Source organism: Rufibacter sp. JT3400010, assembly GCF_054956755.1.
Map to the genome: position 1 here is coordinate 71,455 of NZ_JBUDXA010000013.1, position 24,123 is coordinate 95,577.

Annotated in this window: 19 protein-coding genes; 12 read left to right on the plus strand and 7 right to left on the minus strand. The window is 51.7% G+C overall.

What is annotated here, in order from left to right; genetic code table 11:
* Nucleotides 1-9 precede the first annotated feature (9 nt).
* From ACY0JR_RS13320 to ACY0JR_RS13330, 3 genes are all read left to right on the plus strand, one after another.
* Nucleotides 10-561 carry a hypothetical protein gene (locus ACY0JR_RS13320; RefSeq protein ID WP_462634588.1) on the plus strand — a complete coding sequence of 184 codons (552 nt, stop codon included), beginning with the start codon at nucleotides 10-12 and terminating at the stop codon, nucleotides 559-561.
* Nucleotides 562-691: 130 nt separating this feature from the next.
* The gene (locus ACY0JR_RS13325; RefSeq protein ID WP_462634589.1) at nucleotides 692-1,138 is read left to right on the plus strand and encodes a nucleoside deaminase; all 447 of its coding nucleotides are present in this window, start codon (nucleotides 692-694) and stop codon (nucleotides 1,136-1,138) included.
* A gap of 68 nt (nucleotides 1,139-1,206) precedes the next feature.
* Entirely contained in the window at nucleotides 1,207-1,818 is a 612-nt protein-coding gene (locus tag ACY0JR_RS13330) for a superoxide dismutase (RefSeq protein ID WP_462634590.1), read from the plus strand.
* 231 nt (nucleotides 1,819-2,049) lie between these two features.
* Here the strand turns inward: ACY0JR_RS13330 and ACY0JR_RS13335 are convergent, their stop codons facing one another.
* Nucleotides 2,050-2,424, minus strand: a complete 375-nt coding sequence (locus ACY0JR_RS13335; RefSeq protein ID WP_462634591.1) for a Fur family transcriptional regulator — start codon at nucleotides 2,422-2,424, stop codon at nucleotides 2,050-2,052.
* Between the two features lie 160 nt (nucleotides 2,425-2,584).
* Between ACY0JR_RS13335 and ACY0JR_RS13340 the strand changes: the two genes are divergently transcribed.
* The 3 genes from ACY0JR_RS13340 to ACY0JR_RS13350 all read left to right on the plus strand — a co-directional run bounded on the left by ACY0JR_RS13340 (nucleotide 2,585) and on the right by ACY0JR_RS13350 (nucleotide 7,300).
* Complete coding sequence (locus ACY0JR_RS13340; RefSeq protein WP_462634592.1) at nucleotides 2,585-3,493, plus strand: NAD(P)/FAD-dependent oxidoreductase; 909 nt, start codon at nucleotides 2,585-2,587, stop codon at nucleotides 3,491-3,493.
* A 101-nt stretch (nucleotides 3,494-3,594) separates the two neighbouring features.
* Nucleotides 3,595-6,063, plus strand: coding sequence for a DUF2339 domain-containing protein (locus tag ACY0JR_RS13345; protein WP_462634593.1), 2,469 nt, complete (start codon nucleotides 3,595-3,597; stop codon nucleotides 6,061-6,063).
* Nucleotides 6,053-7,300: a DUF3999 family protein gene (locus ACY0JR_RS13350; protein ID WP_462634594.1), complete on the plus strand. Its 1,248-nt coding sequence runs from the start codon at nucleotides 6,053-6,055 to the stop codon at nucleotides 7,298-7,300. Before ACY0JR_RS13345 ends, ACY0JR_RS13350 begins: the two co-directional genes overlap by 11 nt.
* A gap of 613 nt (nucleotides 7,301-7,913) precedes the next feature.
* Here the strand turns inward: ACY0JR_RS13350 and ACY0JR_RS13355 are convergent.
* On the minus strand, nucleotides 7,914-10,049 hold the full coding sequence (locus ACY0JR_RS13355; RefSeq protein ID WP_462634595.1) for a M48 family metalloprotease: 2,136 nt from the start codon (nucleotides 10,047-10,049) through the stop codon (nucleotides 7,914-7,916).
* A gap of 356 nt (nucleotides 10,050-10,405) precedes the next feature.
* Between ACY0JR_RS13355 and ACY0JR_RS13360 the strand changes: the two genes are divergently transcribed.
* The 4 genes from ACY0JR_RS13360 to mscL all read left to right on the plus strand — a co-directional run bounded on the left by ACY0JR_RS13360 (nucleotide 10,406) and on the right by mscL (nucleotide 16,478).
* A complete protein-coding gene (locus ACY0JR_RS13360) occupies nucleotides 10,406-13,600 on the plus strand; it encodes a WD40/YVTN/BNR-like repeat-containing protein (RefSeq protein ID WP_462634596.1) in 3,195 nt (1,064 codons plus the stop codon).
* A gap of 344 nt (nucleotides 13,601-13,944) precedes the next feature.
* Nucleotides 13,945-15,432, plus strand: coding sequence for an N-acetylmuramoyl-L-alanine amidase (locus ACY0JR_RS13365; protein WP_462634597.1), 1,488 nt, complete (start codon nucleotides 13,945-13,947; stop codon nucleotides 15,430-15,432).
* 78 nt (nucleotides 15,433-15,510) lie between these two features.
* The gene (locus tag ACY0JR_RS13370) at nucleotides 15,511-16,002 is read left to right on the plus strand and encodes an RDD family protein (protein ID WP_462634598.1); all 492 of its coding nucleotides are present in this window, start codon (nucleotides 15,511-15,513) and stop codon (nucleotides 16,000-16,002) included.
* Between the two features lie 56 nt (nucleotides 16,003-16,058).
* On the plus strand, nucleotides 16,059-16,478 hold the full coding sequence (gene mscL / locus ACY0JR_RS13375) for a large-conductance mechanosensitive channel protein MscL (protein WP_462634599.1): 420 nt from the start codon (nucleotides 16,059-16,061) through the stop codon (nucleotides 16,476-16,478).
* A 93-nt stretch (nucleotides 16,479-16,571) separates the two neighbouring features.
* Here mscL and rlmN read toward each other — a convergent pair whose 3' ends face one another.
* Nucleotides 16,572-17,654: a dual-specificity RNA methyltransferase RlmN gene (gene rlmN, locus ACY0JR_RS13380; protein ID WP_462634600.1), complete on the minus strand. Its 1,083-nt coding sequence runs from the start codon at nucleotides 17,652-17,654 to the stop codon at nucleotides 16,572-16,574.
* A gap of 21 nt (nucleotides 17,655-17,675) precedes the next feature.
* Nucleotides 17,676-18,104 (minus strand): acyl-CoA thioesterase, encoded by a 429-nt coding sequence (locus ACY0JR_RS13385; RefSeq protein ID WP_462634601.1) that lies wholly within the window; start codon nucleotides 18,102-18,104, stop codon nucleotides 17,676-17,678.
* A 169-nt stretch (nucleotides 18,105-18,273) separates the two neighbouring features.
* Here ACY0JR_RS13385 and ACY0JR_RS13390 point away from each other — a divergent pair, with 169 nt between their 5' ends.
* Nucleotides 18,274-19,182: a S66 peptidase family protein gene (locus tag ACY0JR_RS13390; protein ID WP_462634602.1), complete on the plus strand. Its 909-nt coding sequence runs from the start codon at nucleotides 18,274-18,276 to the stop codon at nucleotides 19,180-19,182.
* 115 nt (nucleotides 19,183-19,297) lie between these two features.
* Here ACY0JR_RS13390 and ACY0JR_RS13395 read toward each other — a convergent pair whose 3' ends face one another.
* The 3 genes from ACY0JR_RS13395 to ACY0JR_RS13405 form a co-directional block, all read right to left on the minus strand.
* Nucleotides 19,298-20,293 carry a M28 family peptidase gene (locus ACY0JR_RS13395; protein WP_462634603.1) on the minus strand — a complete coding sequence of 332 codons (996 nt, stop codon included), beginning with the start codon at nucleotides 20,291-20,293 and terminating at the stop codon, nucleotides 19,298-19,300.
* A 1-nt stretch (nucleotide 20,294) separates the two neighbouring features.
* The gene (gene cysS / locus ACY0JR_RS13400) at nucleotides 20,295-21,788 is read right to left on the minus strand and encodes a cysteine--tRNA ligase (RefSeq protein ID WP_462634604.1); all 1,494 of its coding nucleotides are present in this window, start codon (nucleotides 21,786-21,788) and stop codon (nucleotides 20,295-20,297) included.
* A gap of 576 nt (nucleotides 21,789-22,364) precedes the next feature.
* Nucleotides 22,365-23,471, minus strand: a complete 1,107-nt coding sequence (locus tag ACY0JR_RS13405; protein ID WP_462634605.1) for an endonuclease/exonuclease/phosphatase family protein — start codon at nucleotides 23,469-23,471, stop codon at nucleotides 22,365-22,367.
* 236 nt (nucleotides 23,472-23,707) lie between these two features.
* Here ACY0JR_RS13405 and ACY0JR_RS13410 point away from each other — a divergent pair, with 236 nt between their 5' ends.
* Nucleotides 23,708-24,121, plus strand: a complete 414-nt coding sequence (locus tag ACY0JR_RS13410; protein ID WP_462634606.1) for a Sec-independent protein translocase subunit TatA/TatB — start codon at nucleotides 23,708-23,710, stop codon at nucleotides 24,119-24,121.
* Nucleotides 24,122-24,123 lie beyond the last annotated feature (2 nt).

Here is a 24,123-nt window from a genome sequence, read left to right on the forward strand (position 1 = left end):
TTTATGAATATGAAGAGAAACTATCTTTTTGCGTTGCTATTGCCCCTTACCTTTCTGCTCGCGTTTGCCCCCAAACTGAAGAAAGTGACGGTAGCCAAAAACGTAACGCTGTCTATACCACAGAACTTTGAGGTGATGCCTGATGACGGCATTGCCCGCGAATACCCCGCTGCCCGCAAACCATTAGGCGTGTTCACCAGCCCCGATGGCCAGGTAGACATCAGCGTAAACCAACGCCCCAGCACGTTCCCGGCAGATGACATCAACATCTTGTCGCCTTTCTACAAAGCATCCATCCAGCGGATGTTCACCGAGGTACAGTTCCTGCGTGAGGAAAAACAAACTATCAACGGTCGTGATTTTTTGGTGTATGAGTTTGTGTCTACCGTACGTGACGAACGCCGCACCCGCAACATGGCTCCGATTCGCAAGTACACCTACATTCAGTACACGTTCCAGAAAGATCAGATGGTGATATTCAGCTTTAACGCGCCGGTGCAACTGCAGAAAGAATGGCAGGAAACTGCCCGCGCCGTGATGGCTACCGCCAGCGTGAAGTAGTTTCACGGTAGGAAATAATTGCTTTTGTTTGGGGCCTGTTTTGCAGAAAACAGGCCCCAAACGCTTTCTACACAACCAAAGAGGCTGTAGCCAGTAAAAAGAGGTTACCGTTTCCAAACAAATTAGACCTGTGCTAAGCATCCATTCAGACGAACACTTCATGCGCGAGGCCTACAAGCAAGCGCAATACGCCCTGGAAGAAGGCGAAATTCCCATTGGTGCCGTGGTGGTGTGCCAGAACAAAATCATCGCGCGCGCCTACAACCAGACCGAGAAACTGAATGACGTAACGGCCCACGCCGAGATGCTCGCTTTCACCGCCGCCGCCAACCATTTGGGCAACAAATACCTGCATGACTGCACCCTGTACGTGACCGTGGAACCCTGCGTGATGTGCGCCGGCGCCAGTTACTGGTCCCAGTTGAAGCGGGTAGTGTACGCCACCGCTGATGAGAAACGCGGCTACCGCCGAACCGGTGTGAACCTGCTGCACCCCAAGACCGAACTAGTCACCGGTATCCTGGCGCATGAGTGCGCGCAATTGATGACCGAGTTCTTTAGAGCGAAAAGAATTTAGTTTATCTTTGGCCCGTTCCGTATTAGTAACAGAACCATTGTATTTCTAACCTATAACCACATAAAACTATGGCATTTGAACTTCCGCAACTTCCGTATGCGTACGATGCGCTTGAGCCGCACATCGACCGTCAGACTATGGAAATCCACCATACCAAGCACCACCAGGCGTACACGACTAACCTGAACAACGCGATCCAGGGCACTGAGAAAGAAAATCAGTCTATTGAGGAGATCCTGCGTGATGCCGCTAAAACTCCGGCTATCCGTAACAACGGCGGTGGTTTCTACAACCACAACCTGTTCTGGACTATCCTAAGCCCGAACGGTGGCGGAAACCCAACTGGTCCGGTAGCAGAGGCGATTGACAAAGCATTTGGTTCTTTTGACGCGTTCAAAGAAGAGTTCAGCAAAGCCGCTACTACCCGTTTCGGATCTGGTTGGGCCTGGCTTTGCGCGGTAGAAGGCGGTGGCGTACAAATCTGCTCTACCTTAAACCAGGACAACCCCTTAATGGAAGGTGTTGATTCTTGCGGCGGCGTTCCAATCTTAGGCTTAGACGTTTGGGAGCACGCGTACTACCTGAAATACCAGAACCGCAGACCAGAATACATTGCCGCGTTCTTCAACCTCATCAACTGGGACGAAGTAAACCGTCGTTACGCTCAAGCCAACGGCTAAGCGACAATAGATTTCAAAATCTGCCAGAAGGCCTCATCTTCACTGATGAGGCCTTTTTTGTTTCTGCCAATTTGAAGAGCACTGCGTTTAAAGCTTGTTTTAGCGGAAGAATGCTAAAACCCCAAATTACTTTCGGTGGCGCGAGCCTGCGGTCAAATGTAGGCGCAACACCTTGTGGTTGCCCTTTTCGGTAGAGCATGCAAAAGAGCAACCGCAAAGTGTTGTCGCTACTTAACTACAGCTTGCGCAATAACCCGAAACCCACGCGTTTACATTTGTGGCACGATATCCCTGGGGCAACGACACCTGGACTTTCTCCTCCAAACATTCCACCTTTTGGCAGTTCAGGCACCTAAAGTGAAAATGGTCATGCGTATGGTGGTTCAGCTGACAACCATGGCAAAGGGCGAAATAAGCCTTCCCGTCATCGGAGACGATGCGGTGTGCTAAGCCATCTTCGCAGAAACGGTTCAGGACCCGGTAAATGGTTACTCTATCGGCCTCGCCTTTCATCTTTTGCTCAATCATGTCCTGACTCAAGGCCGAGTCGGAAGTTTGGAGCATGCCTAAAATTGCCTGTTGGGCAGGGGTGGTTCGTCTTTTCATCTCAACTAACGCAACAATGTTGCAATAATAGAAAACTTTTCTACATTTGCCAAAAACAATTCACCCATGGCAACTTTCCCGGAAGAGACTTTTTCAACCGCAGAAGAGTAACAACTTCTGTACTTCCTTCGGGTGGAAGCCATACAACTAAAGACATCCAATGGCAGAAAGAACAGATTTTGACGTCATCATCATCGGCGGAAGTTACGCCGGTCTTTCCGCGGCAATGGCGCTGGGCCGGTCTCTCAGGCAAGTCTTAGTCCTAGACAGCGGTAAACCCAGCAATTGGCAGACGCCGCACTCGCACAACTTTCTTACAAGAGACGGCGAAACTCCAGCCGCCATCGCGCTGATTGGCAAGGAACAGGTATTGGCTTATCCCACCGTAACTTTTAAAGCCGGCAAAGCCGTGCAGGTGACCGGGCAGAACAACGCTTTTAAAGTAACCACCGAGACCAGCGCTACTTTCAAGGGCAGCAAGCTCTTATTCACGACGGGTGTGAAAGACCACATGTCTGAATTGAAAGGATTCACGGAGTGTTGGGGAATCTCAGTGTTGCATTGCCCGTATTGCCATGGTTATGAGGTACATCATCAGGAACTGGGAATTCTGGCCAACGGCGATATGGCATTTGAAATGGCCAAGTTGATTTCTAACTGGTCGCCTCGCCTCACGGTTCTCACGAACGGGCAACATACGCTTACAGAAGAGCAGTTACAGGCTTTACAGAAACACCAGATTCCTGTTGACGAGAGGGGAATTGCCTCGCTGAGCCATGAACAGGGATATTTGCAACATGTGGTGTTCACCGATGGCTCCATACTTCCGCTGAAAGCCATCTACGCCAGACCTGCTTTCACCCAGCACTGCCCCTTACCACAGGAAGTAGGGTGTGAACTAACACCAGCAGGACACCTGAAAGTGGACCTCCTTCAGAGCACGACGGTGTCCGGTATTTACGCAGCCGGCGATGCTACCATCATGATGCGCTCAGTTTCAATGGCTGTCGCAGGTGGTACCATGGCCGGAGCAGCCATCAACAAAGAGCTGATTGACGAACGCTTTTGAGGTAATTTCTGGGAAATAGCCTTAAATAAAGCGCAGCACTTCCCTGCGCACGTTTTACCAGATAAAATTGTAATATAGAGCCTTGACAATAAAGGGCTTTTATGGAGGTATTACTGCTTATGGTGTTGGTGGGGCTGGCGCTTTGGTTTGGAACCAGTGTATCGAGGCATTTTGTGCAGCACCACCGAGACATGCAGGATATGCGGGAAGAACTGGCTCGGTTGCGGGAACAGCTCAGCCGCTCCACGGTTCGCCCACCGGTAGATGCCGCCCAGGAAGCCATCCGCCGAGATGCTGCCCATGCAGCTGCTTCGCCCTCCGCCGAAGCTTCAGCTCCACCTGTAGCACAACCTGTTCCTACGCCTCCACCGGTTTTCACGCCACCTACACCAGTTCCTGTTGAAACACCGTTTGCGCAACCTAGCCTAATTCCGGCTCCTGAACCAATCTCAACCGCTGCTTTTACCTCCGCTCAAGAGGCTTCTGTTCCGCAAGAGGCAGAATCCACCAAGCCTTCCATTTTCTCGCGCAAGTTGGATTGGGAGAAGTTCATTGGCGAAAACCTTATCAACAAACTGGGCATTGGTATACTGGTGCTGGGTATCGGGTTCTTCGTAAAGTATGCCATTGACCAGGATTGGATAAACGAAGTAGGCCGGGTAACCATTGGGTTGCTCGCTGGTGGAGCGTTGTTGGGCATTGCGCACCGGCTCCGGAAAGAGTATAAGGCCTTCAGTTCTGTGCTCATTGGCGGGGGCATGGCAGTTTTGTACTTCTCTATCGCCATTGCCTTTCATGAATACCAGATTTTCAGCCAGACGGTCGCCTTTATCTTGATGATGGCCATTACGGGCTTCACCATCTTCCTGTCCATTGCTTATGACCGCGTGGAACTAGCAGTACTGGCGTTGGTGGGTGGTTTCGGGAGTCCGTTCATGGTGAGTACCGGTGAAGGCAATTACATTGTGCTGTTCGTCTTTATCTTGCTTCTGAACGTGGGCATTCTGGTGCTGGCATACTTTAAGAAGTGGAACCTGCTCAACCTGATTGCCTACCTCTTCACCATCATTCTGTACGGTGGTTGGTTCGGGACCCGGGTGGTGGACTTTCCCAATGCTCCTTACGTGGGTGCGCTGGTCTTTGCCACGCTCTTTTACCTGGTGTTCTTTTTGATGAACCTCATTTACAACGTGAAGGAGCGCCGCCGATTTACCGGTCCTGAGATCATGCTGCTGTTGAGCAACACATTTCTTTACTACGGGGTAGGCATGTACATCATGTCGCAGGTGGCCGGGGGCAGTTACCGAGGCTTGTTCACCATTCTGTTGGGCCTTTTCAACTTCGTGTTCGCGTACGGGCTGTACCGCAGCAATCGCGTTGATCGCAACTTGGTGTATCTGCTTATTGGTCTGGTGCTGACGTTCCTGAGTTTATCGGCGCCTATTCAGTTGGAAGGCAATTACATCACGTTATTCTGGGCTCTGGAGGCGGTCTTATTGCTGTGGCTCTCGCAGCGGTCGGGAATTCAGCTGATGAAGCATGCCTCGGTGTTGGTGCTGGTGTTGATGCTGGGCAGCTTGGCCATGGACTGGCTGGATTATTCCATCGCCCGCGAAGGGCTGCCGCTGCTGCTGAACAAACTCTTTATTACGGGTGTGGTGGCAGTGGCCTCTTTGGCGGGAACCTGGTTTTGGCTGGGGCAAGAGACGGAGACCACTACTTCGCCTGTTAAATTCTTTAGGGTGTACCGAACCTTGGTAGGGTTGGCGCTAGTGCTGTTCCTGTACCTGGTGCTATTACTGGAACTGCAACACCAACTCACTCATTCTACCCTGAGCGTTGATGTACAGATACAGTTGCTGGGCTTCTTCCATTACCTGTTCCTGTTGGGTTTACTGGCGTGGAGCGGTCATTTAGAAAATTCGGTATATGGCCGAGTGGTCATGGGACTGTCTTTGGTGGCCTTGCTGGCGTACCTGACCAACTTGCAGCCCTCAGCGAGCTACATCCGGAACGGGTACCTTTTCAACCAAACTGAAACCTTGACCGGGTTTCTAAGCCATTACTTGCCCCTGCTCACGCTTGTCGTTTTACTGGCTGCCGTACTCAGGAAGGTGCAGCAGCAGTTTGGGTTCGCCAGCAGGTTGGGGAAAATCAGTTTATGGTTGGCCAGTGCCGCGGGCGTCTTTCTGCTCAGCTTTGAATTGGTGCATCTGTGGTTACTGAAGTCGCACCCCACCTCTGCCGAGCTGTATACCTCCATGAGCCACATCCGGAAAATCGGCTTTCCTATTCTGTGGGGCGTGATTTCATTTGCGCTCATGATGGCGGGAATGTCCAAGAAAATCAAGACGCTGCGCATCATCTCGCTTACCCTGTTTTTCCTGACCTTGCTCAAGCTCTTCCTGTTTGATGTGCGGGATATGTCTGAGGGCGGTAAGATTGCGGCCTTTATCTGTTTGGGTGTGCTGTTACTGGTGATTTCGTTTATGTACCAAAAGCTCAAAAACCTTATTTTAGAAGGGGAAACCAAGCCCCTGGAGGCTAGCCCTGTTCCCAATGAAGAGTAAACTGCTGTTCTTTCTTGCCGGATTTCTATGGCCTACGCTACCTGCCAGAGCACAGGACTTTGCATGGCAGGCCCAACTGGCGCCGGTCATGCAACCCGGCTATTACCGCATGCTGCTTCCGCCGCAGGTGACGGGGCACTTGCAACTGAATCTGGAAGACCTTCGGTTATTCAACAAAGGTGGAGAAATTGTGCCGTATCTGGTTCGTGCCGAGGCTCCTGTTCAGTACCGCAGGTTGTTCAGGCCGTATGAGATTCTGGGATATAGCCGGCGGCCGGGCGGCGTGTCAGAGCTTTTGGTGCACAATCCGGAAAAAAGGCGCATAAACAACATCAGCCTGCAGATTGGCAATGCCGAGGTCCGCAAACAGGTTTCTCTAAGCGGCAGCGATGACCGGCAGAATTGGTACGTGCTGAAGGAACAGGACGTGCTGTACGCCATCAAGAACGCCAAAAGCACCGCCGAGGTAAAGCTGCTTGACTTTCCGCTGAGCAATTACCGCTACTTCCGGATCCAGTTAAACGATTCTATGAGTGCTCCGCTCAACATCTTGCAGGCTGGGTATTATGACACCTATTCCGAGGCCGGTAAGTACACCCGCATCCCAGTGCAATCGTTCACCCGCAGAGACAGCGCCGCAAACCGCACCACGTATCTGCGACTTCGGTTTGGGCAACCGGTGTATCCAGAGCAAATCACCTTCCATATCTCGGCACCGCATCTGTACCTCCGGCCGGGGCAGGTAATCATGGGAAAGCGAAAAAGGTATGAACGCCGAAGAAAGAGACGCCGCGCCCGCATGGAGGAGGTTTCTGTCCCGCTGCTACTCCATTCCAACGCGCCTGCCGTACTGGACTTACCACGCCGACGGGTAGAGGAACTGACCATTCAGATTGAGAACGCCGACAACCCGCCACTGACCATTGACTCGGTGCAAGTGCTGCAACTCAACCGCTACCTAATTGCGGCGCTGGAACCCAGCCAGACGTACACGCTGCGCTTCGGGAATGAGAAACTGGCCGCGCCAGATTATGATCTACAGTTCTTCCAAGACAGCATTCCCGCCGATCTTCCGCTTGTTCCGGTACAGCGTATCAGTGTTCTTTCTGGGGTGAAATCTGAAAAACAGCCTAAAAGCTCTAAGATTCTGATTTGGGCAGCTATTGCGGTGTTGGCGGTTGGGTTAGGCTACATGACGGTGCGGCTGTTGCGTGATATGGACAAGAAGAAGGGGTAAGTTTTCTTTTCTTATTTGGCCTCTTTTATAGGAATTGGCTCTTACAGACATCTAGAATGGAACATGTACTTTGAATTGCTTTTGAATTGTGCATGGGGTTTGCCTGTCGCTGGCGTGGCGGTGGGTTGATGCGGTGCCCTTATGCTTTGTTGTTGCATGGTTTCCCTCCGTGCGCTCACGGCCGCGAGGCCCCGTCTTCCCCTCTCGCACTGCCCTTTCGGCCTGCATTGTCTATCTCTCTTAGTAAGTGTCTATCCAGGGCCAAAAGCGAGGCGCGCTCGGGAAAGACTGGAAAGGAGGAAAGTAGCAATAGGTCTCTATCTTTTAAAGAAGAGATTCCCCCTTTGAAGGGGCAAAGGGGGATGTTTACACCTGCCGGTTACACGCGTTCCAACTACTAACCATGGTTCAAGTCTGTGACTTGGACCCATAATGACCGTAAGTTTGCAACTTCCGTGAGGCGATAGTCCCAAACTAGTATTGCTGAATTACGTTTCCAGCCTGTTTTCTGCAAGACAGCTCCAAAGACCTCGTAGCGTCCGGAGGACCTGCGAGCGTCTCCGATAATGCCATATCCAGCCTATTTCCCGCAAAACAGCCCTGAATCGTAAACCTATCCTGCCAGTTCCACTACGGGTGCTTCCTGCTGCACTGGCAGCAGGCTCATCTGGAAGGCGAGCATTTCTTTCTTCAGCTGAAAACATCTTTCCCACGTGGTGCCTACATAAATATCAAGAGCCTCGGTTAAGAGGGAGATTGCCTCGTTTTCGAAGCCCTTTTCGGTGAAGTATTGGTGTTGGTGTGCCATGTACGTTTCCAGTTTGGTTTTCTGTTCAGGAGTCAGGCAGCGGGTGTAGGTGGTTTCCTGCAGCAGTTGCTGCAAGCGCTCTTTTAAAGGCTGCTCCTGTTGGTTCACCTCTTGGATGATAGCTTTGGCGGTTTCAATGGCCATATCTGACGTGAAAACCGGGCTTAGAGTGGTGTGGATGTTCTGGTAGCGTTTGGTGTCTTCTTCGGCTTCAGCGGTAGCAGTGAACAGGTGCTTGTACATGGCCACAAGGTTTGTTTTCTTTTCCTCGGCCGGGGCCTGTTGCGCGAAGAATTGGAATACGTCTTTGTCTACTTGCTCTAGCCGCGCTTGGGCTTCCTGCAGCTCCTGCTCTAATATAGCTTGCACTGTACTGGCTTCTTTGGCACTGTACTTCTGTCCGTCAAAGTCAAAGGTTTTGATGTCATATTCGCCTTTGGCGATTTGCTGCACCACATTCAGATCCTTTTCCAGTTGGTTGATCTTTTCTGGTAGCTGCGTAGTAGCCTCAGTGAACAGGTCATCAAAGTGAAGTACGGGAAGAACGTTGGCTTGGATGGCGGCTTCTTCCAGGTCGAAGGCTTTCAGGATGCGGTTATCGTAGAAGCCCTGGTAGGCTTTGTCAAAGTTGCGTTCGCTCCGTTCAGAAGCTATTTTCTGGGTGAAGGCTACCAGTGAAAGCAGTTGCGGGTTCCCCTTGAACGGGGCACTCTCGTAAATCTGCTCTGTCATCTGTCGTTGCACCTGTTCGGCTTGCCGGAAGAGTACCCACGCGGGCTCCTGCATCATTACGGTGGGAATGTTGAGGGACAGCAGATGCGCCTCCCGGTCATCAGTGCTGGGGTGTGAGGCCCATTGGTCTTTGATCACCAACCTGCTTTGACTGAACGACGCCAGCGATTGGGCATTCACCTGCAAAAAGCCGTGCGCCATAGGAATGTTGAAATCAGCGGAGAACTGGTGCATGAGTTCCTGGTGCTGCGGATACATGTTGTCAGCTTTCAGGTTTTCGCTGAGCCAGGCATTGTATTGGTTAAACAGTTGCGAGTAGCAAATATCGGCGGCTTCAATGCGGCGCAGGCTGGTGATGAGCGGCTCGGAACCGGTCACAAAAGCGGCCACAGAATCGGCGTGGAACTCCATCTGGCGGGATAAACTCATGTACGGCTTGTTCACCACCACGTAGGCTTTCTGCAGCACCCATTGGATTCCTTTCACAATCTTCACGGTAAGCCCCGCGAAAAAGGCGAAGTAGCCACTGATGTTAGACCATTTCTCTAGGGTTCTGCCGTAGCCTTCGTTGTCATACAGCATGTTATAGATGGCTTTGTTCACGTTATACACGTAAGAACCCAGCTTCATGCTGCGCTGCGAAAAGTGCCCGAACTCATGGGCCAGAATGGCTTTAAACTCGGTGATGTTCACGCAATTGACCAGGGCCAACCCAATTACCAGGTTTTTCTTCACGGGCAAAAACATGCTCCAGAAACTGGAATCATAGAAAACGGCGGCGTTTACCTCGGCAGAAAGGTAAATGCGCTTAGGAAAAGGCGTCTGGGTTTCCTGCGTAATGTTCCGCACAAATGCGAACAATTCCGGCTGTTCCGCTTCTGTGATTTCCACCATGCCAGACCGGTCCGTTTTGCTGCGCTTGAAGATGAACTTGAGCAGGAAGAACAACACCATCAGCCCCAGACCGGCCAGCCCCAAACCCAGCATGAGTGTAATGAAAGCAGGTTTCAGCAAGACCAACATCACTCCGGCATAGCCACATAAAACCGCCAAGGCTACCGCGGCGGCCATCAAAGCCACGTAGACCACCGCAAAAAATGCAATGGCACCTGCTACTTTAACCACTTCTTGCTTGAATGCCGCCGAGGGAGCAATTACCTGCTCATTTACGTGCTGGGGCATGGGCGGGTAAGGAAAGGATGTGTTCATGTTTTTGGCTTCTTTTTAGAGAAGTAATATAAAAAGAAGCTGGCACTTTAAAACAAGTTAAAAGCCGTTCTCATATAAAATTTTAAAGAATCTTTCTTTCAGGATATTTCTTTTGCTTCACGGAAGCCGGGCACTCCAGATGCGCTCTGTTTTGCGCCTGTTTTAAGTAAATCAGGGCAAAAACATCTTTTCAGAGGCTGGCAAAGCAAGGCAGCTCCCCTCTCCTTCATCTTAACTACCCGTTTCTGGAGTGTTTTCCCGGAAATAGGTAAGAACTAAGGGGTTCTTTTCGCTCCTTCTCAATTTTTCAGTAGCTTACTGCCTCTATTCCACTACCAGACCCAAAACCTACGAACATGCAAACACCTTTACCTCATCGGTTCTTCCGGCAGTGTCTCCCCCTGCTGCTAGGCGGAATCACCCTTCTGGCGCCACTTTCCTCTGAGGCCCAGAACCAAAAGAAACTCAAAACCAGCACTTCTAAAAACAATAAAGCAGCCCAGCAGGCATTTCCTGAAAAACTCTACAAAGGGCTTACCTGGCGCACTATTGGACCTTACCGGGGTGGCCGTTCGGGCACAGCGGTAGGGGTACCGGGCCAGCCAAACTTGTTTTACTTTGGAGCCACAGGCGGCGGCGTTTGGCGCACCAAAGACGGTGGTTCTAGTTGGGAGAACATCTCCGATAAGTTTTTTGGCGGCTCTATTGGCGCCGTGGCCGTGAGCGAGTCTGACCCTAACGTGATCTACGTGGGCGAAGGCGAGAAAACCGTGCGCGGCAACGTGTCCTCGGGCTTCGGGATGTGGAAATCTGAAGATGCGGGCCAAACTTGGAAACACATCGGGCTGAAAGACTCCAAACATATTCCTCGAGTACGCATTCACCCTAAAAACCCGGATATCGTATACGCTGCTGCTTTGGGAAATCTGTATGCACCCAATGAGCAACGCGGCGTGTACCGCTCTAAAGACGGTGGTAAGAACTGGGAGCGCGTGCTGTTCGTGAATAACGAAGTAGGTGCGTTTGACCTGATCATTGACCCGGTGAATCCACGCAACCTGTACGCCACCACCTGGCGCCTACAACGCACACCGTACAGCCTATCTTCGGGTGGACCAGGCTCCGGCATCTGGAAAAGTACCGACGGTGGCGATACCTGGAAGGAAATTTCCCGCAACACCGGCTTGCCTAAAGGAACGCTCGGCATTATCGGCGTAGCCGTTTCTCCGGCCAACAACCAACGCGTGTGGGCCATGGTAGAAGCCGAAGACGGGGGTCTGTTCCGCTCTGATGACGGCGGCCAGAACTGGACTAAAACCAATGATGACCGCAACCTGCGCCAGCGCGCCTGGTATTATACCCGCGTGACCGCCGATCCTAAGAACGAAGACGGCGTGTACGTGATGAACGTAAGCTACCACCACTCCACAGATGGCGGCCGCACTTTCAAAAGCAACAACGCGCCGCACGGAGACCACCACGACCTTTGGATTGCTCCGGAAGATCCCAAGCGCATGATCATCGCCGATGACGGCGGCGCGCAGGTGAGCTTTGACGGTGGCGAGAACTGGAGCACCATGGACAACCAACCCACCGGCCAGTTCTACCGCGTGGTAACGGACAATGCTTTCCCGTACCGCATTTACGGGGCACAGCAAGACAATTCTACCTTGCGTATTGCCCACCGCACCACGGGCCGCAGCATTGGCATCCATGACTGGGAAGAAACTGCTGGCGCTGAAAGTGCGCATTTGGCCGTGGACCCTACCAACCCTGAGATTGTGTACGGCGGAAACTACGGCGGCTTCCTGGCCCGCGTGGACCATTCCACTGGTTTTGAGCGTACCATCAATGTGTGGCCAGACAACCCTATGGGCCACGGCGCCGAGGATTTGAAGTACCGCTTCCAGTGGAACTTCCCAATCTTCTTCTCGCCGCACAACCCTAAGAAGATGTACACCACGTCCAATTATTTGCACGTGACCACCAATGAAGGACAATCCTGGCAAGACATCAGCCCAGACCTTACGCGCAATGACAAGTCTACCTTAGGTCCGTCTGGCGGCCCAATTACCAAAGACAATACCAGCGTAGAGTACTACGGCACCATCTTCGCGGCGGCTGAGTCTCCGGCCGAGGAGAACGTGATCTGGACCGGTTCTGATGATGGCCTAGTACACGTCACCCGCGACGGCGGCAAAACCTGGAAAAATGTGACGCCTAAGAATCTGCCAGACTGGAGCATGGTGAACAGCGTAGAACCGCACCCTACCCAGAAAGGCGTGATGTACTTTGCGGCTACTTTGTACAAAAAAGGCGATTTCCAGCCGCTGTCGTTCAAGACCGATGACTACGGAAAAACCTGGACCAAAATCACCAAAGGCATTGCCGATACGCATTTTACCCGTGTGGTACGCGTAGATCCTAAGCGTGCCGGTTTGCTGTACGCCGGCACTGAGTACGGCATGTACGTTTCTTTTGACGATGGTAAAAACTGGCAACCGTTTCAGATGAACCTGCCGTTGGTGCCCATCACAGACCTGACCATCAAAAACGACAACCTTATTGCCGCTACCCAGGGCCGTGGCTTCTGGTTAATTGATGATCTTACTCCTTTGCACCAACTCACGCCCCAGGTAGCCAGCAGCAAGTTTCACCTCTACAAACCCATGCCTTCATATAGAATGAACGGCGGCAATGTGGCTAATACTAAATTTGAGGGCCAAAACCACCCGGGAGGCGTACTAGTACACTTCTACTTGCCAACTGCCCCAGATTCTACCTCCAAGATTTCCCTGGAGATCATGCAACAGGACGGCAAGCTGATTAAGAAGTATGACAACAAAGCCAAAGAAAACGCCAGCAAGCTGGAAGTGAAGGAAGGCATGAACCGTTTCGTGTGGAACATGATGTACCCAGAAGCTTCCCGGTTTGAAGGAATGATTCTGTGGGGTGGTGGCACCCAAGGCCCTAAAGCGGTACCCGGCACGTACAAAGCGCGCCTCACCGTAAACGGACAACCGCAGGAAACCGAGTTCCAGATTTTGCAGGACCCACGCAGCCAGACTCCGCTCGCAGATTTGCAGGCACAACACACCTTCCTGATCTCGGTACGTGACAAACTCACCCAGACCAATGACGCCATCAGCAAGATACGAGAGGCCCGCACCCAGATCAACGGGGTGACGGCTCGTTTCCAAGGCCGTGACGACATGAAGGTCGTACTGGAAGCCGCCAAGACTCTGAATAAGAAAATGACCGAGGTGGAGGAAACCCTATACCAGACCAAGAACCGCAGTGGCCAAGACCCGCTTAATTTCCCTATCAAGCTGAACAACCGACTGGCGAACCTTGCGTCACAAGCCTCAGTGGGGGATTACCGTCCAACCGATCAGATGTATGCTTTCCAGAAGGAAGTAACTGCTGAAATAGATGCTCAGCTACAAAAGCTAAACCAAGTCTTCGCCACCGATTTGCCGGCCCTGAACCAGCTTATCCGGAGCAAGAACGTAGACGCCATTATGCTGAAAGAAAAGAAGGAAGCCTTGTAAACTCGCTTCCGCTCCAAACGAAAGTCCCGCACCCAAAAGGCTGCGGGACTTTTTTGTTTTTGGGCTACTTTTCAGAATTCAGGCTTCGTAGAGGCAATCCCTTGTGGTTGCCCCTTTTCATTCCCCCGCTATTCCAGAGAATGTACAGACAGGTCGCGACCTGTCCCTGCGATATCATCAGCCAAAGAGAAGGGCAACCACAAGGGATTACCCCTACATCTCATCATATCTTTGGTAATTATTACCAGAAACATCGCATTACCATTATATTGCTTTCCTCACTATCTTCTCCTATGAAATTCTTCCTCTCCTTACTGCTCTTATGCCTTTTTGGACATTTGGCTGTGGCTCAAGCTGCCCCAACCAAGCAAGCTTCAACGACCAAAACCATCACGCCCGCGGCAGTTGATTCACTTCAAGTAGAGTACGTGCGCACCCAGCCAGATGCTGAACTCTGGCTGCAGCCCGGCGACCGGTTGAATGTGCGGGTGAAAGCTAGAACGGGCCTTAAAGTAAGCCTTTGGAACAAGCACCCCTTGCCGGAACTTCCGGCCGCGCAGAACAAAGGCGAGACCGGTTTATATGTGGGTTCTTACATTGTCCAGACCGGCGACAAACTCCCTAACCTGAACCTGTCGGTGCTGGTAGATGACACCACAGATTTGTACCCTTATACCGTCTTTAGCTCCACCAGCAAAGTCACTATCCTTAACCCTGCCCAACCCCTGTATGGCCTTACCCAAGGCAAAATGCCGTACATGAACTATGGCTTGGGCGAGGATCGGTTAGGCGGGGCCAAAATGGGCTACTTAGATTCTCTGGTGCGGGTGCAGATCATCGGCAAGATTGGGCGGTACTACAAGATCAAACTTTCCAGCACGCTTAACGCCTATATTCCGCAACAGCAGGTGAAACTAGAAGGCCCCAGCACCTACACCGGCGAAAGCCTCACCAGCTCCTGGAGCGTGACTGGCGACGACGCCAAAGGCAAATATGACTACGTACGGGTTGCGGTAGGCCAGCGCCTGCCTTATACTTCTTACCTGGACGTGGATCCTTCGCGCATTATCGTGGATATCTACGGCGCCGTTTCCAATACCAACTGGATGACCTTGCACCGCACCTTGCGCGAGGTAAAGAACGTGCAGTACCAACAGGTGGCTTCAGACGTGTACCGCATGATCATCGACCTGAAACATCCGCAGGCTTGGGGGTACAGCGTCGGCTATCAAGGCACTTCGTTGGTAGTGAAGGTGAAACGCCAACCCGAAAAACTGAAACTGAAGCACCTGACCATTGCCGTAGACGCCGGCCACGGCGGCACCAACGTAGGCACCAAAGGCAAAACTGGCATTCCTGAGAAAGAGATCACCCTCAAGATAGCGCAACATCTTAAGAAAGAACTGGAGCAACAGAAAGCCAAGGTGATCATGACCCGGGAAACCGATGTGACGCTAGACAACTCTGTACGCATCCAGAGGCTGAAAGAAGCGCAACCAGATTTGCTGGTGAGCGTGCACGTAAATTCCTCGGGCCGGGCCGAGGTGCAGGGAGCCAGCACCTATTACCGCCACCTGGCTTTCCGGCCGTTGTCGCAGGCTTTGTACGAAGAGGTACTGCAATTGGGCCTGAAAGAATTCGGGAACATTGGGGGCTTCAACTTCGCGCTGAACGCGCCTACGGAGTACCCTAACGCTTTGGTAGAAACCGCCTTTGCCTCCAACCCCGATGACGAGCAACGTCTGATCAACCCACAGTTTCAGGAAGATATGGCCAAACAAATCAGAAAAGGCTTGCAACGGTTTTTGAAAGAAACCAAAAGACGCAAATAAATGAAGGCGAAGGAGATAGCGTATTGCTTTATGTAGATTAAATCCTATATTTAATACAAACTAATCCCTACCCTTCTTATGGAAAACACTCCTACCCAAGATTCTTTCTTCTCAGACATTTATGAAACCGCATACATGCCGGTGTATGCAGGCTTCTGGATCAGGTTTGTGGCCTACCTGATTGACATGGTAGTGCTTGCCATTCCTAATTGGATCATCAGCATGTTTATGGTAGGTGGCACAGTCGCAGTGATGGACACCGACAATCCTTACGCCATGATGGCTGCCATGTCTGGCTCTATGGGTATCACGTTTTTGCTGAACTTGCTATACTTCTCTGTCATGGAGAGTTCTTCCTGGCAAGGCACGCTGGGCAAAAGAGCCTTAGACCTAAAGGTGGTTGGTGAACGGGGCGAGCAGCTTTCTTTTGGCAAGGCCTTGGGAAGAACCCTTGCAAAATACCTGTCTGCTCTTATCCTGCTCATCGGGTATATCATGGCGGCTTTCTCTTCCCGCAAGCAAGCCCTGCATGACAAAATCTTGGGCACCTTTGTGGTGAAAACACGTTAATCCAAACCCTGAGTTTTACCGTACCTTTCTCCATTCAAAACCATAAACAGCATCATATGTCAGTGATAAAAGAGTTTAAAGAGTTTGCCATGCGGGGCAACGTGATAGACTTGGCCGTGGGGGTAGTAATTGGCGCGGCCTTCGGGAAAATTGTTACTTCCTTGGTGGAAGACATTATCATGCCTCCTTTAGGCCTAGTGATAGGCGGCAACCATTTCAGCGATCTTAAATTAATCTTGCGTGAAAACGTATTGGGTGCCGATGGCAAGATGTCTAACGTTACCCTCAACTACGGTTCTTTTCTGCAGAATGTGGTAGACTTTATTATCATTGCCTTTGCCATTTTTATGGTAGTGAAACTTATTAACAACCTAAAGCGCAAGAAAGCCGAGGCTCCTTCTGTACCGCCGGCTCCTACCAAAGAAGAAGTTTTATTAACCGAGATCAGAGATGCCCTGCGCAGCAAACCATTGTAGCGTTTTCAGGCGGGTTTCTTCAAACTAAGCTTAAAACAAAAAGAGCACCGACCAACATCGGTGCTCTTTTTGTTTTATCAGGGAAAGCCAGGCTTATACTTCTTCTTTCTTGTCTTTGATGGCTAACTGTCCGCAAGCGGCATCAATGTCTTTGCCCCGGCTGCGGCGCACGTTCACCTGCACGCCTCTATCGGCCAGGTAGCGCATGAACGGCTCCAGACGGTCATCCTGTGATTTTTGGAACTGCCCACCGTCAATAGGGTTATACTCAATAATGTTCACTTTGCAAGGAATGAGTTTGGAGAACTGCAGCAGTTCTTTGGCGTCTTCCAGGTTGTCGTTGAAGTGACTCAGCAAGATGTACTCATACGTTACCTTCCGGCCGGTTTTCTGGTGGTAGTACACCAGCGCATCTTTCAAAGCCTCCAAAGAGTTCGTCTCGTTGATGGGCATGATCTCGTTGCGCTTGGTATCATTGGCGGCGTGCAAGCTCAGGGCCAGGTTGGCTTTGATGCCGTCATCGGCCATTTTCTTGATCATCTTGGCAATACCGGCGGTACTTACCGTGATACGGCGGGCCGCCATGTTCAAGCCATCGGGCGCAGTGATGCGCTCAATGCTCTTCATCACGTTGGCGTAGTTCAACAGCGGCTCGCCCATGCCCATATACACAATGTTGGTCAAGGCACGGTTATAGTTCTGCTCAGACTGTTCTTTGATGCGCACTACCTGATCATAGATCTCATCGGCGTTGAGGTTGCGGATGCGGTCCATCTTACCGGTAGCGCAGAAAGAACACGTCAAGGAGCAACCTACCTGGCTGGAAACGCAGGCCGTCATGCGCTTAGGGTGCGGAATGAGCACGCCTTCCACAATGTTGTCGTCAAACAGCCTAAAGGTAGATTTTATGGTATAGTCTTCGCTGAGCTGGCTGGTGTTTACTTCCACGCTGTTGATGGTGAAGGAACGCTCCAGTTTCTCGCGCAGCGGCAAACTGATGTTGTTCATCTCTGAAAATGAGGTAGCCGTCAGTTTCCAGATCCACTCGTACACCTGTTTGGCGCGGAAAGGCTTTTCGCCCTGTTCCGTCATCCAGGCCTTTAGCTGGTCCAAAGACAGTTTCCGGATGTCCTGCCGGTTCAGAATCTCTATATCTGGGATCAATGTGGTACTCATACTACAAAGGTACAAAATATCTCATGCTTTAGTTTCCAGACGCTCCAGCGCTTCTTGCGGGACTGTTTTCAATTTTCGGGCGCTGTAATCAAAGCACAGCATCCCGGTTTTAGCGTGCGCTATTTCTTTGTTGTTCTGGTTGGAAAGCCGGTAAACCAAGTCAAACCCGTACTTACTGAACTCAGTAGCCTGAATCTGCACTGTCAGCACATCGCCGTAGAAGCCCTCGCCTCTGTACACAATGCCCACATCACTCATAATCAGACCAGCGCCGGCAAAGTCCATTTCTGTGTAGCCGTGCTCCTGCAGGAAACGCACCCGCGCCTCATGCAGCAGACTAAGCAATGCATCGTTGCCTAGGTGCCCACCATAGTTCAGGTCGGTGATGCGGATGGGCAGTTCGGTTTGAAAAGAGTAATTAGCGGGAAGGTCTATTTTGATGCGGGCCACTTTGTAATTGAGAATTAGGAATTTGGCAAAGATAGAAGACCGTCATGGCATGGAAGCGTTTTGGGTTTAATTTTCAGAAAAGAGACAAAAAACAGGCTGTCTCTTCCGCCCGAAAAGGACTCGTAAAAATTTCCTACCTTGAGCGCTCATATTACAGATCAGTTTACCCGTGATTATTCCCGCTCTACAAGAAGGTGATGCCGTTGGCATTGTTTGCCTAGCCAGAAAAGTAAGTTTAGAAGACATTCAGGACGGCATCCAGCTACTGGAGACCTGGGGTCTGCGCGTGGTTCTTGGCCAGAGTATAGGCGCGGAGGACGGTTACCTAGGAGGTCCGGATGAACTGCGGAGAGCAGATTTCCAGCAGATGCTGGACGATCCCGAGATCAAGGCCATCTTCTCGGCGCGGGGCGGCTACGGCACCACCCGCATCCTGGACCAATTAGACTTCAGCACTCTTCAGAAAAACCCAAAGTGGATCATCGGGTTCAGTGACGTGACGGCCCTGCTGTGCCATTTGCAAACGTTGGGCCTGGAAAGTACGCACGGCACCATGCCCCTGCTCATGGGCAAACCCGATACCCAGGAAGCCGATGAATCGCTGCGCCGAATCCTATTCCACGAGCCGCTTTCCTACGCTGTTCCGGTTACTCCTTTGAACGTGCCGGGCACCGCTACTGGGCCACTGATAGGCGGCAACCTTATTCTCCTGAACAACATAACCGGCACCGCCTCAGACGTGGACTATACCGGCAAGATTCTGTTTTTGGAAGATGTGGGCGAGTATTACTACAACATAGACCGGGTATTGGTGCACCTGCGGCGACTGGGAAAACTGGAGAAACTAGCCGGACTTATCGTAGGCCAATTCTCAGACATGAATGACACCGCCGTTCCGTTCGGGAAAGACGTGCCGCAGATTATTCTGGAACATTGCGGCAGCTATGGCTACCCTATTTGTTTTGATTTCCCCGTAGGGCACGTAGACCGCAACCTGGCACTGGTAGTTGGCCGTGAGGCGACGTTGCAGGTGAATAAAGAAGGCGTTTCGCTGGAATATACGCTGTCTCGTTTTTAGCCTGGTTTTCCAGAACAAGCCGTTAAACGGAATCCGTTTTCCTTCGGCAGAAATAAAAAAGCCGTTTCCCGATTAAATCTCGGAAAACGGCTTGTAAATAGTTGCTGCGTTACTTCTACTGTTCAGTCATGACTACGTGCAACACGGTCTGACCAACGGCTTTCAAGGTATTGCGGTCAATGATGTCCATGTTATCTAGCTGCCGGTGGTGGTACGGCCCGAAGAACCCGTCTGGGCTAGTAGGGTCATAGGCAATGATATCGGCCATTCTAATGTTGGCGTGCTGGATCACGTAGGTGTGGTCATCCGTAATACCGGGGCTGTCCTGAAACGGAAAATAGTCTGAGTAGCCAATCTGGTTGGCGGTGCGCCACACTTTCTCCACCACATCGCCGGCGTACGCCCTGCTGGTTTCTTCCCGCGCAAACCGAGAGCCCTTCGCCCCTACCATGTCCAGCAGAATGCCGTAGTTGGCGCTGTACCCTTGCGGCATGAGGTTCTTCGCCCAATGTTGCGAGCCCAGACACCAAGTATCTTCTTTGTATTCCCCGGCATTGTCTGGCTGACCGTAATCTTCGCCGTCAAAGAGCATGAGGTCTACGCCCACGTTTCCGCTTAGCGGATTGGCTTGTAGTTGCCGCGCTATCTCCAGCAGAACCGCTACACCGCTGGCACCGTCATTGGCCCCGTCATTGGGCTTGGTAGGGTTCTTCGGGTCTTTGTCGGCTACGTGGCGCGTGTCCCAGTGGGCGGCAAGCAGAATACGTTTGCTGGCTTTGGGGTTGAACTGCGCCATGATGTTACGCAAACTCAGGGCGGTGCCGTCATAGGCGTTGGCGGTAAAGCTTTGCACCTGCATAGTAGCTCCGTAGCCTTCCAGTTTCCCTATCAGGTAATCGCCGCAGGCGCGGTGCGCGGGCGTATTGGGCACACGCGGTCCGAACGCCACCTGCTTGGCGACAAACTGGTACGCCGAATCTGCGTTGAACGCCGGAACATTCACCGCTGCGGCAGCCGCCGGTTGCTCCGCAGTAGCGGTGTCAGAGTTCGTCTTTTTATCGCAGGCCGGTAAACTGGCGGCCAGCAGCAGGCCTAAAGCCAGAACTTTCATGTTATTCTTCATAAGCCCAGTCAATACCGGTTTTCATGTCTTTGATCACAATGCCCTGCCCTTTCAGTTGCGCCCTGATGGCATCTACCTTGCCGTAATCTTTGGTTTCCTTTGCCTCTTTGTAAAAGCCCAGCACCACTTCCAACAATGATTGGGCATCGGCGGTTTGCTCTACTTTCAGGCCCAACACGTCTAAAACCAAGGCGCGGTATTGGGTGCGCATTTGCTCAAAGGTCTCTTGAGAAATGGTCTCCAGCTTGAAGCCGCCGGTGTGCATGCTGTTGATTTTCTTGAGCAGGTTGAACAGGTTGGCAATGGATTTGGCGGTGTTCAGGTCATCGTTCAAGGGTACGAACAACTCAGCGGTCAGCTTTTTGATTTCCTCCTCGGCTTTCGCATCTACCGCATCAGCTCCTTCCGGGCGTTGCAACTGGTCCAGAATGCGGAGGCCGTTCATCACTTTGAGGTAGCCTTTGCGGGCCGCCTGTAACGCTTCATTGCTGAAATCCAGCGTACTGCGGTAGTGAGCCTGCAACACGAAGAACCGCACCGTCATAGGTGTGTAGGCCTGCTGTAGCAATTCGTGCTCTCCCGTAAATAACTCGCGGAGCGTGATAAAATTGCCCAAAGACTTACCCATCTTCTTGCCGTTCATGGTGATCATGTTATTGTGCACCCAATAGCGTGCGGCATCTGTGTGGTTGTGGCTGGCCTGGCTCTGAGCGATCTCGCACTCGTGGTGCGGGAACATCAAGTCCAGTCCGCCCCCGTGAATGTCAAATTGCGTGCCTAGGTATTTCCGGCTCATGGCCGAGCACTCCAAATGCCAGCCCGGAAACCCTTCTGACCACGGCGAAGGCCAGCGCATGATGTGGGTAGGCGAAGCTTTTTTCCACAACGCAAAATCTAGCGGTGAACGTTTTTCTTCCTGCCCTTCCAAGTCTTCGCGGGTGTTCGTCATCAAATCCTCAATGACCCGACCCGAAAGTTTTCCGTAGTTATGCTGCTGGTTGTAGGCAGGCACATCAAAGTACACCGACCCATTGGACACGTACGCCAGGCCATTCTCCAGAATTTCCTCAATCATTTGAATCTGCTCAATGATGTGGCCTGAAGCCCGAGGCTCTATGTCTGGGGAGATGACGTTCAGTTGCGCCAGATCTTCGTGGTAACGATTGGTGAAATGGTGCACCACTTCCATGGGCTCCAGTTGATTGGCCTTCGCGAATTTCTGGATTTTATCTTCACCGGAGTCAGCATCGTTCTGTAAGTGGCCTACATCGGTGATATTGCGCACGTAACGCACTTTGTACCCAACGTATCGTAGGTACCTGGAAAGCACGTCAAACACCACGCCCGCCCGGGAATGGCCCAGGTGGGCGTCGCCGTAGACCGTTGGTCCGCAGACGTAGAGGCCCACGAACGGGCTTTCTATTGGAGTAAACGGTTCTTTGGTCCGGGTGAGGGTATTATATAAAGACAATGGGTGGTTCATGCGGCAAAATTATAAAACTTACTGGTACTTGTGGTAACGGTACGAGGTTCATGGGGTAAAGTGCCGGTTTCTTTCAGATTGAGGAAGGAAGTTTGAGGGTTGTTTTCTGGAAAGAAAGTGTTTTGTGGGGAATGCCGTTTGCCTGTTGCTGGCGTGGCGGCGGGTAGATGCGGTGCCCTTATGCTGGATTGTTGCATGGTTTCCCTCCGTGCGCTCACGGCCGCGAGGCCCCGTCTTCCCCTCTCGCACTGCCCTTTCGGCCTGCATAGCCTTTTGCGTATAGTTTTGTCTGTCTAGGGCCAAAAGCGAGGCGCGCTTGGGGAAGACTGGAAAGGGGAAAGTAGCATGGACTTCTACCTTTCTAAAGCGGAGACTCCCCCTTTGAAGGGGGCGAAGGGGGATGTTTACACAAGTAGATTACACGCATTCCTTTCCCCTCTGAACATGGTTCAAGTCTGTGACTTGGACCTATCATGACCGGAAGTTTGAAACTTCCGTGGGGCAAGGCCTCAAAAGAATGTTCGCTGAATTAGAAGCCCATTCTTGGCCTGTTTTCAATAAACCAGCCCCAAAAAGTCAATCTCCCTCCTCTACAGCAGAAGCATTCAGCACGTAGGTAGACTCTATTGGAAAATGGTCGGTGAACTGGATTTGGTTGAGGACGTCGAACTGAAGTAGTTCCAGGCGGTCGCTGAAGAACTGGTTGTCTATTCTGATGGGGAGTTTGCCGTTGTAGGTGAACCCGAAACCGTTACCGCCTTCCTCGAAGCTGTTCTTCAGGTGCCTACGTAGTTGTTGGTAGGTGTAGGAACTAGGCAAATCGTTCAGGTCGCCGCAGAGCAGCACGGGGTGTCTGCTGGATTGGATATGCTCTAACAAACGTTCTACCTGGTGGCTGCGGGCAATGAAGCCGCCTTTGAGCCGCCGAGCCACGTTGCGGCCTTTGGTTTTGAGTCCCGCTTCGCTTTGCATGGCTTCTTCCACATCTTTTTCCTCAATGGCCATAGACTCCAGGTGCATGTTGTAGACGCGCAGGGTATCTTTGGAAGGTAGTTTCACATCTACAAAAATGACTTGGTTTTTGGTAGGCCGGTCAAAAGAGACGCTCCCTTTGTCAATGATGGGGTACCTAGAGAAAATAGCCAGGCCAAACTCGGCGCCAATGCTGTTGGTAAGGGCTTTCCCTACATAGATTTCCCGGTCCTGCTGTTTGCCTATCCGCTTGCGGCTGTTGTAGGTGTTCTCGGTTTTATCATGGTAGAACTCCTGCAGGCAGAGAATATCGGCGGGATGTTCGGCCACCCATTTCATTTCTTTTTCCGGCAGGTCTGGGTCTGCGGCGTGCAGATGCTGGTACACATTGAAAACGCGCACGTTGTAACTTAATACCTGAATGCGCTGCTCCTCAGAAGCCAGGCTTTCATCTAACGTGCTCAGGTTGAAGTAGCGGGTGTGCTGCCCCCAGAACAGAAAGATGAGCAGAGCCGGCCAAAGGGCCCATACTGGGCGTTGCCATAACCAAAGCAACAACAGCACTCCGTTTAACACCAACGCGCCCGGCAAAGACAGGGCAATGAAACCGGCCGGCCAGAAAACGTGCGGCGGCACGTACTGGCACGCCACGCCCAGCAGGAGCCACAGCGTGGAGAGAGAGGTAAGAAAAGAAAGAATCTTCCGGCGCACAGATGAAAATTTAATCGCAGAAGTAAACCTACGCAAAAAACCGGAAGTCGCTAAAAAAACGTAGGTTCTGGCTCCTTTGCGGGTATTTTCAGGAAAACAACGCAAAAATGGATTATTAATATTTAACTCGTTTTAAAATAGTCCCACCGCCTCTCCGTTTTAAACTTGCCCTGAAGTACCTAGTAATTGGAAATTATACCCTAATTTTACACCCTTAACACCTTATTAGTACAGCTATGTTGTTATCCAGCTTATTATTTATCGGCAACTTAGGAACCGGCGAGATGGTCGTTCTTGTGTTAATCGTTCTGTTGCTGTTCGGCGCGAAGCGTATCCCAGACCTGGCCCGTGGCTTAGGAAAAGGAATCCGGGAGTTCAAAGACGCCACCAAAGAGATCAAGAACGACATTGAGAACGCCGCCAGTGATGACCGGTATTCCAATACAAACCAGAACAGAAACAACTATAACAACGGCCCGGGCTATAACCCGAACCCAGGTTATACCAACCCAAATCCTGGTTATAACAATCCTAACTACAACAACGGGAACGCCCCATACAATAACGGCGCCCCCTACAACAATGACAACGCGCCTTACACCAATCCGCCTGTCAACCCGAACCCAACGCCCAACAACCCCAACGTTTAATA